The organism is Wolbachia endosymbiont (group A) of Acrocera orbiculus (genome assembly GCF_947250015.1).
In the GTDB taxonomy this organism is placed as follows: domain Bacteria; phylum Pseudomonadota; class Alphaproteobacteria; order Rickettsiales; family Anaplasmataceae; genus Wolbachia; species Wolbachia pipientis.
Genome location: NZ_OX366272.1, coordinates 850,659 through 864,460, shown reverse-complemented (window position 1 = coordinate 864,460; position 13,802 = coordinate 850,659). Strand labels below are relative to the sequence as shown.

General features: G+C 33.1%; 14 protein-coding genes. 2 read left to right on the top strand and 12 right to left on the bottom strand.

Going from position 1 to position 13,802, the window contains the following annotated elements; all coding sequences use genetic code 11:
* Positions 1-21: 21 nt before the first annotated feature.
* The 11 genes from OOL03_RS04345 to nuoE form a co-directional block, all read right to left on the bottom strand.
* On the bottom strand, positions 22-3,324 hold the full coding sequence (locus tag OOL03_RS04345) for a hypothetical protein (RefSeq protein WP_264707085.1): 3,303 nt from the start codon (positions 3,322-3,324) through the stop codon (positions 22-24).
* A gap of 86 nt (positions 3,325-3,410) precedes the next feature.
* The gene (locus OOL03_RS04340) at positions 3,411-4,655 is read right to left on the bottom strand and encodes a hypothetical protein (RefSeq protein WP_264707084.1); all 1,245 of its coding nucleotides are present in this window, start codon (positions 4,653-4,655) and stop codon (positions 3,411-3,413) included.
* A gap of 572 nt (positions 4,656-5,227) precedes the next feature.
* Positions 5,228-5,395: a hypothetical protein gene (locus tag OOL03_RS04335; protein WP_264707083.1), complete on the bottom strand. Its 168-nt coding sequence runs from the start codon at positions 5,393-5,395 to the stop codon at positions 5,228-5,230.
* 238 nt (positions 5,396-5,633) lie between these two features.
* Positions 5,634-5,972 carry a hypothetical protein gene (locus OOL03_RS04330; protein ID WP_264707082.1) on the bottom strand — a complete coding sequence of 113 codons (339 nt, stop codon included), beginning with the start codon at positions 5,970-5,972 and terminating at the stop codon, positions 5,634-5,636.
* A complete protein-coding gene (locus tag OOL03_RS04325) occupies positions 5,969-6,160 on the bottom strand; it encodes a hypothetical protein (RefSeq protein ID WP_264707081.1) in 192 nt (63 codons plus the stop codon). Before OOL03_RS04325 ends, OOL03_RS04330 begins: the two co-directional genes overlap by 4 nt.
* Positions 6,161-6,409: 249 nt before the next feature.
* Positions 6,410-7,348, bottom strand: coding sequence for a hypothetical protein (locus OOL03_RS04320; protein ID WP_264707079.1), 939 nt, complete (start codon positions 7,346-7,348; stop codon positions 6,410-6,412).
* 247 nt (positions 7,349-7,595) lie between these two features.
* Positions 7,596-7,892 carry an ankyrin repeat domain-containing protein gene (locus OOL03_RS04315; protein ID WP_264707078.1) on the bottom strand — a complete coding sequence of 99 codons (297 nt, stop codon included), beginning with the start codon at positions 7,890-7,892 and terminating at the stop codon, positions 7,596-7,598.
* Between the two features lie 47 nt (positions 7,893-7,939).
* On the bottom strand, positions 7,940-8,641 hold the full coding sequence (locus OOL03_RS04310; RefSeq protein ID WP_264707077.1) for a J domain-containing protein: 702 nt from the start codon (positions 8,639-8,641) through the stop codon (positions 7,940-7,942).
* A gap of 142 nt (positions 8,642-8,783) precedes the next feature.
* A complete protein-coding gene (locus OOL03_RS04305) occupies positions 8,784-9,458 on the bottom strand; it encodes a JAB domain-containing protein (protein WP_264707076.1) in 675 nt (224 codons plus the stop codon).
* 139 nt (positions 9,459-9,597) lie between these two features.
* Positions 9,598-10,812: a tRNA guanosine(34) transglycosylase Tgt gene (gene tgt / locus OOL03_RS04300; RefSeq protein ID WP_010082445.1), complete on the bottom strand. Its 1,215-nt coding sequence runs from the start codon at positions 10,810-10,812 to the stop codon at positions 9,598-9,600.
* On the bottom strand, positions 10,813-11,313 hold the full coding sequence (gene nuoE, locus OOL03_RS04295; protein WP_182320564.1) for an NADH-quinone oxidoreductase subunit NuoE: 501 nt from the start codon (positions 11,311-11,313) through the stop codon (positions 10,813-10,815).
* A 242-nt stretch (positions 11,314-11,555) separates the two neighbouring features.
* Here nuoE and OOL03_RS04290 point away from each other — a divergent pair, with 242 nt between their 5' ends.
* Positions 11,556-11,945: a hypothetical protein gene (locus OOL03_RS04290; RefSeq protein WP_264707074.1), complete on the top strand. Its 390-nt coding sequence runs from the start codon at positions 11,556-11,558 to the stop codon at positions 11,943-11,945.
* Here OOL03_RS04290 and OOL03_RS04285 read toward each other — a convergent pair.
* Positions 11,858-12,717 (bottom strand): IS630 family transposase gene (locus tag OOL03_RS04285; protein ID WP_264707019.1). Its coding sequence is split into 2 segments (ribosomal slippage): positions 11,858-12,393 and positions 12,393-12,717, totalling 861 coding nucleotides; the frame shifts between segments, so codons are not numbered across the junction. The genes OOL03_RS04290 and OOL03_RS04285 overlap by 88 nt on opposite strands.
* A 111-nt stretch (positions 12,718-12,828) precedes the next feature.
* Here OOL03_RS04285 and OOL03_RS04280 point away from each other — a divergent pair.
* Entirely contained in the window at positions 12,829-13,785 is a 957-nt protein-coding gene (locus OOL03_RS04280) for an IS5 family transposase (protein ID WP_253303014.1), read from the top strand.
* The last annotated feature ends 17 nt before the right edge of the window (positions 13,786-13,802 follow it).

The window sequence follows — 13,802 nt, the reverse complement described above, 5'->3', positions numbered from 1 at the left end:
CTTTACGCATAGCTTTTATGCTTAGCTAATATCTCTAGCAAATATATATTCTAGATTAGCTATACGTTGTTCATCTATACTTAATTTTTCTGAAATATCTTTTCTTGTATCTATAAAATAATTTTCATCCCTTCCTTCGACTTGCAATTCGTCACTTATTTGATCAAGAACATTATTTCCACTTCTTTGCAATGCAGCATTAATATCTCTAGCATTTTCTAATGCCCATAAACCGCAGTTATAACCGTCTCTCTGTTGAGTAATAGAAACATCATAAACATTAATTTGAGCACGTTGTAAAACTTGAATAATATTACCTGGAATATTATTACCCAACGAGTCTGCATAGTAACCATTGTACTGCCCATCTTGATGGGAGACAACTAACGTAACCCCATGATTATTATTTAAATTAACGATTAAAGTTAATGGCCTTCTTTCATCACCTGTTGTTACTCTACTCTGAAATTGTTCCAATTGACTAACTATATGTTCTGGTGATCCTACAACTTCAAACAACGCACCAGTTCTATAATCATATTGTACCCTTGCAACATCAGCTATATCATGTTGTTGAAGCCAGTAATGATAATCATTTTCCGCTGTTGCAGACTCTAAAGTAGGAAATTCTTCTTTTATAGCCATATTCTTGAGTCTTTGTGATAGATCCTTTAGCTTTTCTAAGTGTTCTTCCATGAATACGTGAATAGAACTATGACTCACTTTAGCAGGAACAAATTCATCACTCGTTAATATTAAAGAATTTTTATCTTTAGCCTTCACATTAACAACTACACCCATGAAAAACATTTTATCACTATCTGTAATTGCTTTCAGTGCTGCCCCTTTAGCATATCTAATATTTTGTTCTTTTGTTAATTTATCAACTTCCTGTTCTAGCTGATCTTGATTTAAATTTTTATCTATAAGCTTAAATTCCAGCGCTATAGGAGTGTATTCTTTAGTACCCTGAAGTGAAGGACCAATACCTTGTATTACCATATCAACACGACCACCTGCTCCTACTTGAAATTCAGGTATAATTACAACTTTTGCAGAATTAGATGGTGAACTAGAAGTCTCTTGTAATTTTAAATCACTGTAACTACTAAATAAGCCATTAAGAATAGCTTGTAATCTTGCTTCATTAGTAATCAAATCTTTAATAGGGTAAATCTTATCTGCTACTTCAGTAAGCAACACTTTTACTTCAGTAAGCAACACTTTATAGGCTTGCAGTAAAGCCTCAACGTCAGAAGAAGTAGCATGTTGAGAAGTAATTGCTTGATCAAGTTTTCCCTTTAATTCATCAGAATTAGGTATCTTGAGAAAACTACCTGTGAATTGCTGATCAACACCACTTGGTTTATACTTACTTATCTGCTTTATTTCAAAAAGGTCTTCAAAAGATAACCCCGTTTCATATTTTTTTAGACTCATTTTAATTTCTATGACATTTCCTACTCTTCCTATTTCAGGTATGTTCAGCACTGGAATTCTTTTATCAGCATAGAATTCTCTCGTATTGGATTCTTGTATGTGAAAAATGAATGCTGTTTTTTCTTGTCCTTCATTACCTTGAACAAGTATTAATGTCATAACCGGGCTTTTGGACAAAGTGTACTCCGTTCCCTGAGGCCAATTTAGCGGATATTCATTGTATGAATATATATATTTTTTTACGTTACCCTGATCTTGACCAATCTTGTTGATTAAAATTGATTGACCTAATATGTCTCGACTGAAATAGTAATGATCTTTTGTTTCTTTATTTGCTGGAAAAGTATGGTATTCACTTGATAATAAACCTGCTATTTCTTGCTTAAAACCTTCTTCAGAAATTTGTTGATTATTCCATCTGTGAGCTAATTTTATAAAATCCTCCATCAAAGGAACTGGTGGTTGTTTAATAGGTTTTACTTCAGTTTTAAACGGTTCCGCATTATCTAAATTTAACCCAACAGCAATAGCATTATCTGCATTGGTTAAAATCCTCATCTTATTTGGTCTAAAACCTTTTATATAATCTTCAGCTTGCCTCAGCGCGTCACTTGGATCAACTTGTCCTTCAGTTCCAGCCTTAAGTTCAATAAGAATTGGAACTGAATCAACAGCACGATTAAGCCCACGAACAAGCAAAACGATATCAGCATAACCTCCACCAGCAAATTGTTCCAGGTAGATCTTAGTATTATAACGATATCGAAAGTTATCAAATATTCCTGCTGTAAAACCATGTTGATCAGCTTCACGAGCTTTAATGCCATAAACATTACCTTGTAAGTTTAAATTAGTATGAACTTTTTTAATATAATTTAGAATAGCTTTAAGGTTTTTCTCAACTTGATCTATACGTAGATCTGGATGAGCAAGCTTTTCTATATAATCCTCTAGACAGATAGGGTTACCTTCAGAATTTTTTGTATTTAGCTTTTTTGTCACTTCTAAAAATGGAAACTCTGTTGGAGGAGTGATATGTGAATCTTTGATTTTCTTGTTATTTTCTACTTCAATATTTATTTTTTCATCTTCTTCATCACTCTTTAAAGTATATCCCTTTGCTGATGTAATTCTTAATAATTCCTTTCTAACATTATCACTAAGATCTTTACCTGATCGATCCAGAAACTGCTTAATTTCATTAAAAAACGTACTTTGAAACGCATAACTACCTTTTACTTCATCACGACTAATTTGTATTGTTCGAGTGTGTCCATGCACGTCCTTAGCTACATACTCTAACACACCATCCCCCTTAAGGTATAAGTATAATTTTTTTGATGCAGGCTTAGTTATTGGTTTCGGCCTGCCCTTCACTAGCTCATATTTATCTTTTAGAATTTTTATTACATCAATTTGAAGCTTACGTGCATCTAACTCAGTATGATCTTTACCAATCACACTCTTAAACTCGCCTTTGGTGAATTCAAAGCTTCTAGTATGAGCATCTGAAGGTTTAGTGTGTTGAGCTTCTATATCTTCAGTAAAAATAAAAACATGTGTTTTGGATTCTGTTTCTGCTACAACCTTTAAAGTTCTTGCTCCCTCAAAACGAAAATGTAACTTCTTTATTCCTAATTTGTCATTAAGCTTAGTATCTAACACACTGGAAAAACAACCTAAAAACCGATGAGGGAAAAAGCCAGGCTTTTCACTAGAGTGCAGATAAGATTGTATTTGATCAACCAGTGATTGAAATCTTGCTTTGAACGATTTATCTAGTAGGTCTGCTGCATTAGAACCTGTAGAGTCCACCCTCTGGAAAAGCAACCCTATTAACTCAAAATCCTGCGGTTTTTCTTGTTGTTGATCACTATTAACCATAACTTATTTTAACCTTTTACTCTTACCTAAACTCGTTGCCTACTTTTGCTTAAGTCTAAGTAACTGAATTTCCCAAAATAGAAACACTACACTTTACTTCTAATATCAGTAACTTTCTGTTTTACAGATTTTACATCTAATGATGAACTTGGTAACTGACTATCACCTGCTACACTACCTAATTGCCTATCTCTAATTCTAATGAATATCTCATGTATTGATTTATTTTCTTCCATAATAAATTGCATTTGCTCTTGGCTAAGAGAGTTAACAATTTCTGATAAGATTTTAACAGCTTTATTTTCCTTAATAAGAGAAGCAACTAAATCACTGGTTGGTGAAAGCTGTGAGCTTAATTCATGTAAGTAGTGTTGCCTATGAGTTTCAAAGCCAGAAATATGCCACATAGAGGTAAGCATATCACTACCAGATTTAACAAAATTATCATCTGGTGCAGAAACAATTGACCTTAATGCACTAAATATTGATGTATCATAGTCTTCAGGAGATAAATCTTTTGGCTTTAAACATTCAAATAGCTTTTTAGCACTTTCAAAAGAGTAATTTCTTCTCAATATGCTTAAAGTATAGTGGCATCTATTTTGCTTAAAATCTCTTTTCAATAACTCATGATACTTACCTTCATGAAGGTAACGTAGACAAAAGTCAACCATCCCAACATCATCAGTAGAAAAATGTCCTTTAGTATATGCTACTTGCATTAATAAGTCTTCCTTTCTTTCTAAGGATAGAGAATCAATTGATTGTAACTTATTCCAAAAGAACTCCAAGGCTTCCACGTGCTTTTCTATTATTGAACACCTAAAAGCATAAACGTATGGATGCTCATTATTTAATTCTAACTGATGTTCCTGATTATTTATAGCATGTGACCAGTAAATCATTAAAGCCCCTTTATCACACCCTTTTATCAAATTTTCTACTGGTTTATTACCTAATGTTGATTTAAACTCTTCAAAAATAGATCTTATCTCTTCTTCAAAACAACACCAGCAAGCAATTCTATAGCGATCAGAACTATCAAGGAGGTTTTTTTGCCCACCCTCAAACTTCAAAGTTAACAATTTTCTCCCCACAGTATACCTGTTGAGCCTAACCTGATCCGAAGTATCTCCTATTGGTATTTGCCAACAAGTTTCATCCTCTAAAACCTTCTTAAGAAAAGGCGGTATTATTGTTCTGTCCCATTCACGCAATAACGTTTGATATGTAATACACCACCTTTTAATCTCCAGTTCTTTAGATGCCTTATGAAGATCATCTTCTTTCACAGCGGTTAACAATACCCTCTCTACATTTTTGTAATCCATAACTCCTCCAATTGACACCAACTAACATTATTTGTATATGCTATGTATAATATAGAAATATAGAAGTTTCAACCATCATTTTTGTATCGCCTAATAATTTGATAATTAAAAGCACAAACTAGATAGTGACGAGTAACGTAGAGGGTATAAACGCATTACTGATGAAGATTATTAGATGCCATATTTAAATGTTTTTCGTGTAGTAGATATGGATTAGGAGATGATAATGTCAATGATTTACCTTGATAAAGGCTGTAAGATTAGAGTCAGCTGAAAATATCATATTTACTATTTTATCTGTAATTTTGGTTTTATTATAGGTTCACTTTATTTTTTGATCTCAGTTCTCAAGTAGGTAGGTATTTTTATGTAAATAGATTTTATCAAAAACTTAAGGAATATAGCCTATTTTAGTCATTTTACATAATGCTCGTGAGAACTAGTTTTAATTGAAAGGTCACCCCAAAGAGTCTTATTACTAAAAATGAAGTTTTGAAAAAAGGAGAAATATAGAACAGATGAAGCTTTTGAAGTCTCATTAGCAGCCATCCATCAGTCCAAGTCTGAGCTTTTCACAATATAGATACACCTTTATCCATAATATACCTTACTATATCTAGATGACCATATTCATCGGCTAAGGGTAGAAGAGTCATGTCATTATTTGCAATATTACCTTTACTAATAAACTTTCTAACTTTTTTTATAGCACGGAGCAATTCATCATCACGTAAGACCACTGTATTTAATTATAAGATATGCTCAATTTAGTATTTTCAAATTTATTTACAAAGCAACGTTTTTTTGAACTAAATATTTTTTAAAAGAAACATTTTTTTTAGCGCTATCTTAAATTCTTTTATTTACTTATTTACTTTTAATTTTCTCAAAAAAGGGCAAAAAAGATGCAATACGCTGAGAGCATTTTACATAAAGTATGCATTATGAAAGCACTATTAAAAGATTACGGAAGGAAAATCACCCTATGTGGCTAAAGTATATTGGGGAAAAGTAGGTCAATGGCGCGGGTTTTAAGGCTATGTTAAATTTGGTATAGATGAGTTCGTGAAATAACGTGGCTGGTGTACTCATTTCTTCAACTTCAGGCCAAAACTTTTTAGACATAACTATTCCTAGACATACCAAAGCACATGCAAACAATAGAGCAGTTATGCCTCCGTATTGCAGGTATATAGTAGCACTTGCCAACAAAGCCAATCCTATTGTAACCCACACTTTCTCATTTGAAACAAGGTTACCTTTAGTCTCTGTTTTCTGCACAGCAGCTTTTTTATTTGAAAACTTTTCAATTATCAATTATCTGATTGTGTAGATTGCACTTCTCTTTTCTTAGCTTGCTCTACTGCTATAGCTTTTTGTATATCGCTTTGACTGAAAAGTTCTTCCTGAGATGCAGTTGCTTTTTCATCTTCTAGTAACTTTATTGGCAATTTGTAATTTCTGTTTTGCTCTGTTGTTTTGGATTGCTCTACTTTGTTAGCCAATATTGCCTCTACACCATTTTCTACTCTCTCTGGTTCCCGTTTTACAGAAGATACTTGAGAGTATCTTCGTCTATCTCTGTTATACTGAAACCTACCTCTACTATGCTTTTTTCTTGTCCTATACCCATTTACTATCCCAAAATTAGTATAAGTATATGATACTATTTAAAATATAGTAAACTTACTTGGGTTACATATTTACATTTTTAATTTTGAAGTTATGCACTTCCTTAATATTCGTGCATTTTTCTACCATACTTCATTAAAACCAACACTTAACCTCTTTAGCTGTCTCAATAATTTTTCCCTTTCTTCAGATAAATTCTTTACTTTGACATATTCTTCCTCAATCTTCTTCTTTTCCCTTTCTCGTTCTTTGATGATTACTTTAATAACTTCTTCTTGACATTTGCTTTTGCCGTTTTCAAGCTCTGACTTTAGTCTTCTTATTTTATATTCTAACTCATCAAATCTTTCATGCTTTTCTAAAAATTCTATCATTCCGTTTATTTCATTTAACATCTTTTCTTCTTTTATATTTTTTGCAATCAGAGAAAGTAAAAATTTATCTATTTGATAATCAACATTTGCTTGGGCTGTGAATGACTCTATCAGATTTTCTTGACATTTGAAATCGCATAAAAAGCTGACAAATCTTATCTTCTTTTCAAGGTAATTTTTCATGTCCCTTGAAAGATTTAGCTTTAGTGCTTCATATGACTTGGATAATGACTCTTCCAGTTCCGTTAGGTGTTTTTGATCTATTTTCTTAGGATCTTCAGGTAATAGGATTATTAGTAAATGTTTAATTATTTCAACATCATTTGATTTTATTGCATTATAAAGTGCTTTTTCTCTATCTTCTCTCACGTTGTACAATTCTGATGAATAACTCAAGCTGAATAAATAGTTTACTTCACTACCATCTTCTTTAGGATAGACCACAATATTTACTTCTCTTAAAGGGTGATCACCATTAAACTCCTTCAGCAGTTCTTTCTCAGTGGTTTCTTCTATAGCAACGGCTGCTTTACTTAGCTTTTTAAGCTGATCTATATCACTACTTTCTTTTTCAAGTAAAATTTTTGCTTCTTTTAGTATTCTTCGATAGTGAGCTACTTTTTCTTCACTACTTAGTATTTTAAAGAATTGTTTCAACTGCTCAAAACTATATGACAGAAATTTCATTTCTCTATCCTCATTTTATCATTTACAGTAACCCATTATCATAAAAACTGAAACAATTTTCTTTCTCACAGAGAGCTGAATCCCTAAATTTTTTACAAGGTTGTGAAAAAGGGTAAACTCCAAATCACCCATTTCAATTCTAGTATCACATTAAGCCATTATCAAAAAAACTAAAATGGCTTTTTCCTGTTATTACTATGTGTCTATTAACTTGATTCCTTGTATATAAAGACATATAAATATCCTTTTATTGATTGATATTTCGTGGAATTTGAATAGCATAGTGTAAAGGCGTATATCCTTCATTATCTTTATCATTCATATTTGCACCATTTTCTACTAAATCAGCTCCTTTTTCTAGTAAATATTTTGTTGTTTCAAGATCACCAGCATAAAATAAAGGAGTATAACCATTATTATCTTCTGCATTGACATTAGATCCTTCTATAAGATATTTTACTATGACCAAATCACCCATTTGAACAGCAATATGTAAAGGTGTACTGCCCCTTTTGGCAATCTTCTCTTCATAAGTCTTTATCAAGATACTCCTTGATACCCATTGATTTAATGTCTTTTTTCATGTCATGTTTACATCCTGTTATTGTTATCCGATAAAAAATTCAAAATTCTTTCACACTTCTCTTCTAATTCTGGATATTCATTTGCATAGTCGAAAACATGCTCTGCATGCAGACTGAACAATTTCATATCCAGAATTCCATCTTTTATAACTTCTTCTAATAATTTTAGTGCTCTACACAGAACTGCTTTATGCTCACCTTGTCTTTTTAACATGAGTCTTACATTGCTTTGCGTTTGCTTATCAATACTTAACATATATTCCGTTTGATAAATCATTCCATACTCTACTAACAAATCAACAGAAGATGCTAATAAAACAGCTAAAGAACTATCACGATATATTAATCCTAACAATATTGCTTCAGGTAGATCATATGAATTAAAGTAGGCCATGACATTAAGAATCTCTAATGCTAATTTCCCGCATTCTTTATTTTTCTTTATTGAATCAATTGTCATTGACTGAACCACAAAAGTTGGATGACTAATAATTTCTCTTTCTTTGACTAAGTCAGATAAAACATTGTATGCTTCTTGGATTCTTATCCACTCTGAAGTACGTTCTATCAATTCATCACCTTCTAATGATACATAAGCATCGTATTCTTTGGATAGCTTTTTATATGCTTCTTTTATTTCTCCAAGAGTAGCACTTTGTTTCACCTTTAGTAGATCATAGCAGTTTGCTAACATAGTTTTTTTACTCATATAAACCTCCGTTTATCTTAATTAATAAGAATTTAGATATAAAGAAAATGTAAGCAAGAGCAAAAAATTTTTTACAACTTCCATACGGCTAGGAACTCCAAATCTGAACTTCTCTAGCCATTTCATTCACTTGTTTCACATATTACATTAAGCCATTATCAAAAAAACTAAAGTGACTTTTTCCTGTTATTATTATGTGATCTATTAACTTGATTCCTACATTATCACACGCCAATTCTAATTTCCGTGTATTTTTTTCATCTTCCTCCGTTGGTTCTGGATCTCCGCTTGGATGATTATGTGCTACTATAGCATACGTCGATTCTACCAGCAATCCCATTTTGACTATTTCCCTTATGTAAAAAGGTGCTTTGTTCACAGTTCCGGTATCTTGAATATACTCATGCACCAAACGGTTACCTGGATCCAAGTATATTACTCGTAAGCTTTCTTTTCTGAACTGTCCTATTGTTGCCTTCAAGTACTCTATTAGCTTTGTTTTATTATCCATAATCGATAATTTTTCTAACTTACCTTTCAACATTCTTTGTATAATTTCTTTCACGCATTGAATACTTACGACTGCTGAGTCATTCATTCCTGCAACGATTTTTAGCTCGTAAAGATCAGCACTAATTACTTTTCCCACACTATTGAATAGAGCCATTAGTTTCTCTGCAACATTTCTGCTTTCTCCTTTTTCGCATACAGAATATAGCAAAAGTTCCAGCAACTCATGATCAAGCAGAGTTCTGTCTTTGCTTGATAAAATTCTAGCTTCTAATTTTTCTTTTCTTTTATTCTCACTATTACTCATAAAAACCTCCAAGGTCAACATTATATACAAATTCAGCGCCAGCTTTCTGACGCAGTAGTTCTCGAGGTATTACCCTTTTGAACTCCAAATTTGCAATGTTGTCCGTGTTGCTTATAAAATAAGCGTAGAAAAATATGAACTAGGTGTATAATTCACAGTGTAGTGGTGTCTCACTAATCCAATTATTTTTCTCCCGATCTAGCCTATCATCTAATATAGCCTGCCTTATTGATGCCATTAACTTATTCATAAAGAAAATATTATGAATGGTAACGAGCGTGTAAGCCAGGAGCTCTTTAGCTTTCAGTAAATGGTGTATATAAGCTCTTGAATGTTTTCTGCAGGTAAAACATAAACAGTCACTTTCAATTGGGTTGTTGTCCAGCTCAAATCGTTGATTCCGCAAATTAATATGCTCTTTGCACTTTGAAGAAATAGAATTTCTGTTTTTTACTTTAACAAGTGCGCCACCATGCCTTGCTAAGCGGGTTGGATGCACGCAATCAAACGTGTCAATTCCAAGCTCTACTCCGCGAAAGATGTCCACAATTCCACCAATACCAAGCAAATGAGTAGGCCTGTCTTTTTTCAGGTGGTCCATAGTGAAAGAAACTACATCATGCATCTGCTCTTTACTTTGACCAAGTGATCCACCTATTGCTTGACCAAAAAATGGCAAATCGTTGATAAAATCACAACTTTCTCTACGTAAATCTTGATACACTCCGCCTTGACTAATTCCATACAGTGCCTGCTTGCCATTATTGTTTTTTTCAAATTCATTTAAAGAACGTTCAGCCCATCTGTGGCTCATGAGCATTGATTTTGCTGTGTATTCTTTGCTTACGTGAAATGGAGTGCATTCATCTAAAACTAGGATTAAATCTGCACCTAATTTCTGTTGAATTTGTACAGATTTTTCAGGAGTTAAGCAATAAATTTTACCATTAATGTAAGAACGGAAAATTGCCCCATCCTCATTAATTTTGATCAAAGTTTTTTGTTTTTTTCTTATTCCTTTTATCTCTTCCGAAACTGATCCGTGGCCTAAGCTAAATATCTGATATCCACCTGAGTCAGTTAGCATTGGCCCATTCCATCCTATCATCTTGCGCAAACCACCAAGTTTTGCAACAGTATTCTCTCCTGGTTGAAGCATTAGGTGATAGGTGTTGGAAAGTATGATTTGGGTACCAGCTTCACTTATTCTTTCAATATCTGCAGCTTTAATTGCAGCTTTTGTTGCGCAGAATATAAAAGCGGGGGTTTCTACGCTTCCATTTGGAGTTTTAATTGTTCCAACTCTTGCAGAACCTGATTGCTTGATTCTCTTGAATGAAAATTCTTCTTTCATCTATTTGCCTGAAAGTTCTGTTATGATGTTTTCTACTTTCTCAGGAGTAAGATTTTCATAGAAGTCATTATTGATCTGCACAACGGGAGCATTAACGCATGCACCTAGGCATTCAACTTCTTTTAAAGTGAACAAATTATCTTTAGTAGTCTCACCGATATTGATTCCAAGTTTTTTTTTAAAGGTATTTAAAACTTCTTCACTATTGCACAACCAGCAAGGAGTTGTTCTACAAATTTGTATTAGATATTTGCCTACTGGTTTTAAATTATACATGGTGTAAAAATTTGCCACTTCATATACACGAATATGTGGAATATGCAGCATATCAGCAACATAACGCATAGCAGATTCAGAAACCCATCCGCATTGCTCTTGAACCAGATATAGTAAAGGCATAACAGCACTACCTTCTCTACCTTTGGGATACTTCTCTATAAACTTTCCCGCTTTCTTGAGGTTTTCTGATGTAAAACTAAACTGCTCTTCTTTTTCTATCATTCATGAGACTCGTGTAAACTTTAACAGATTATACCTGTAGAACCAATGATTGCAATTGTTGGTTTTTTGAGAAATAGCATAAAGTTTCTTAGCCCTCTTCAAGCTTATATTTACCTTTTAGTATAAAATATTATATTAATTTTTTAATTTTAGTTAAAATTTTCATTGACATTAACACACAGGAGTAATCATAATAGCATTTTATTAATATTTTAAATAAAATTATCTCTATATTAAGAAGATTGCTCGGGATCAACTCAAATACACCGGAAATTAAAGAAGCGATAGGTTTTAATCCAACAAACGTAGAATTAATTGAGGGGAATGGAGTTGCTTACGGACTCAGCTATCAAGATAATGGTAATGGGAGCAGTAAAGTAAAATTACTTATTAGTCCATTATATCAATCAAAAACATACGAATGTGGTACAAATATCAGCGTAGCAAATGAATTCAAAGATCAATTATCTCTCACATTAATAGAAGATTCAGCTAAAATAGATAAAGTTGGAGTTATAGCATTTCTCATAATAGTCCAAACAGGTCATAGGAAGGCAGAATCAACAGCACGAAGAAAGGATTCGAATAGAGGAATGTTTTTCCTGGCTCTGTTTTTTATAGCAAACCAATGATGCTCAATTTTGTTGAAATCTGGAGAATAAGGCGGCAGATACAAAATTTCTGCACCAACCCCTTTAGCAAGCTCGATAATCTTATCAGACTTATGAAAAGTAGCATTGTCAAGAATGACAGTCTGTCCAGGTTCCAAGATCGGTGTCAAAAATTGCTCAAACCATCCATTAAAAACATCCATATTACAGTGGCCTTCAAAGGTTAACGGAACAACTATCTTTCTTCCACTTAAGGCTGCAACCATACTGATTCGTTGAGTTTTCTTTCCAGATTTTAAGGCATAAAACCGCCGTCCTTTCTGGCAATATCCGTAGGGGTAGTCTTCGGTGTTATCAATGCCAGACTCATCTATATACACTAAGTTTTTAGGTTCTTTTGTCGCTATAATTTTCAAAAATTCAGCACGTTTTTCTTCGTTTCTTTCCTTGTATCCATATGTCTTTTTTTGCGCGTAAATCCAATTTTTTTAAGGGCTCGATAGATCGTTTGGATACTAACGTTGTTCCAAAGTTTAGCCATTTCCGATAGAGTCTTTCCTCCGTGTTCTCTGGCAAATTTGGCAAAGGTATCCCAGTCGGTAATTTTGTGATTGTAACCCCCATTTCCAAGTTTTTTTGATTGAAAGTCTCCTGTTTCTTTTCTTCTTTGCTGCCACTCCCATAAAGTAGTTCGTCCAATCTTAAATCTTGCTGCCACTGTTTCTCTGCTTTCTCCTTCGTCTAGCGCTTCCATTGCTTTTTTTCTTAAATCATAACTATATGCTGCTGGCATTCAACCTCCTTATCATCATCTATCCTTATCCTATCACATCCGGACTTTTATCGAAAGAGCTATACTGACAAAATTCATTATAAATAGCCATTTAACTGTTGAAGAAAAAATATGCCACAAAAAATGAGAGTCAGTAACTGCCATGAATATAACAAATTTCTCCAAGAAAGAGGAAGCATTTTTTGTTATATCAATGACGCCATAGAAAATTGGTACGAGAATTGTCCAAAAATGCAGGGCGGCAACTATATTTATAGTGATAAAGTTGTGATTTTGGTGCATATAATCGTCAGTTTCTTTAGAATTGGTTTAAGACAAACAGTCGGGTTTATAAAAGGGTATTTGCAACAAATAGGAAGAGATTTGGCAGTTATCAGCTATTCACAAGCATCAAGAAGGTTTAAGAAACTTAATATTAAGATAAATGATTGCAGAATTGATAAAAATAATATGGAAGATATCGAAATTGCTATAGACAGTACAGGAATTAGTATATACAACAACACTCCTGGTCACAGCAAGGAAAATAGCACTGACAGAAAATATCGTGGCTATGAGCAAACGAGAAAATTGCACGTAATGTTGAATATAAACAACAAAAAAGCCATAGCTGTAAAATACAGTAACGGTGTCTACTCTGATCACTATGGAGCTTGTGATTTGCTAAAAGAAGTTGATTTTCAGCATGCCATAAAAGCACTATATGCAGATAGAGCATGTGATAGGCACAAGTTTTATAAGTTGTGTAACAAATATGATATAAAGACAAAAATTCCACCAATAAACAATGCGGCAGAACATCCAGAAATAGATTATATGTCTGACAGGAATGCTGCTATTAGGTTAATAAAATTATACGGTGAAGATGGCATGAAAGAATGGAAAAAAGAAGTAAATTATGGGAAAAGATCTTATATTGAAGGGTTTTTCTCAAGATTAAAGCAAATATTCGGATTTAGTTTTAGGAATAAATCTGAGATAAATCGAGAAAAAGAACTGCTAATCAAATGCTATTTGCTTAATAAATTCACTGATATTGGTATGGCTAAATTTGAGATAGTTACATGAATTTACCATAAATCACC

Excerpts from the sequence above, each read along its gene's own strand:
- OOL03_RS04345 (WP_264707085.1), bottom strand. The coding sequence starts at position 3,324 with ATGGTTAATAGTGATCAACAACAAGAAAAACCGCAGGATTTTGAGTTA.
- OOL03_RS04340 (WP_264707084.1), bottom strand. The coding sequence starts at position 4,655 with ATGGATTACAAAAATGTAGAGAGGGTATTGTTAACCGCTGTGAAAGAA.
- OOL03_RS04320 (WP_264707079.1), bottom strand. The coding sequence starts at position 7,348 with ATGAAATTTCTGTCATATAGTTTTGAGCAGTTGAAACAATTCTTTAAA.
- OOL03_RS04310 (WP_264707077.1), bottom strand. The coding sequence starts at position 8,641 with ATGAGTAAAAAAACTATGTTAGCAAACTGCTATGATCTACTAAAGGTG.
- OOL03_RS04305 (WP_264707076.1), bottom strand. The coding sequence starts at position 9,458 with ATGAGTAATAGTGAGAATAAAAGAAAAGAAAAATTAGAAGCTAGAATT.
- tgt (WP_010082445.1), bottom strand. The coding sequence starts at position 10,812 with ATGAAAGAAGAATTTTCATTCAAGAGAATCAAGCAATCAGGTTCTGCA.
- nuoE (WP_182320564.1), bottom strand. The coding sequence starts at position 11,313 with ATGATAGAAAAAGAAGAGCAGTTTAGTTTTACATCAGAAAACCTCAAG.
- OOL03_RS04280 (WP_253303014.1), top strand. The coding sequence starts at position 12,829 with ATGCCACAAAAAATGAGAGTCAGTAACTGCCATGAATATAACAAATTT.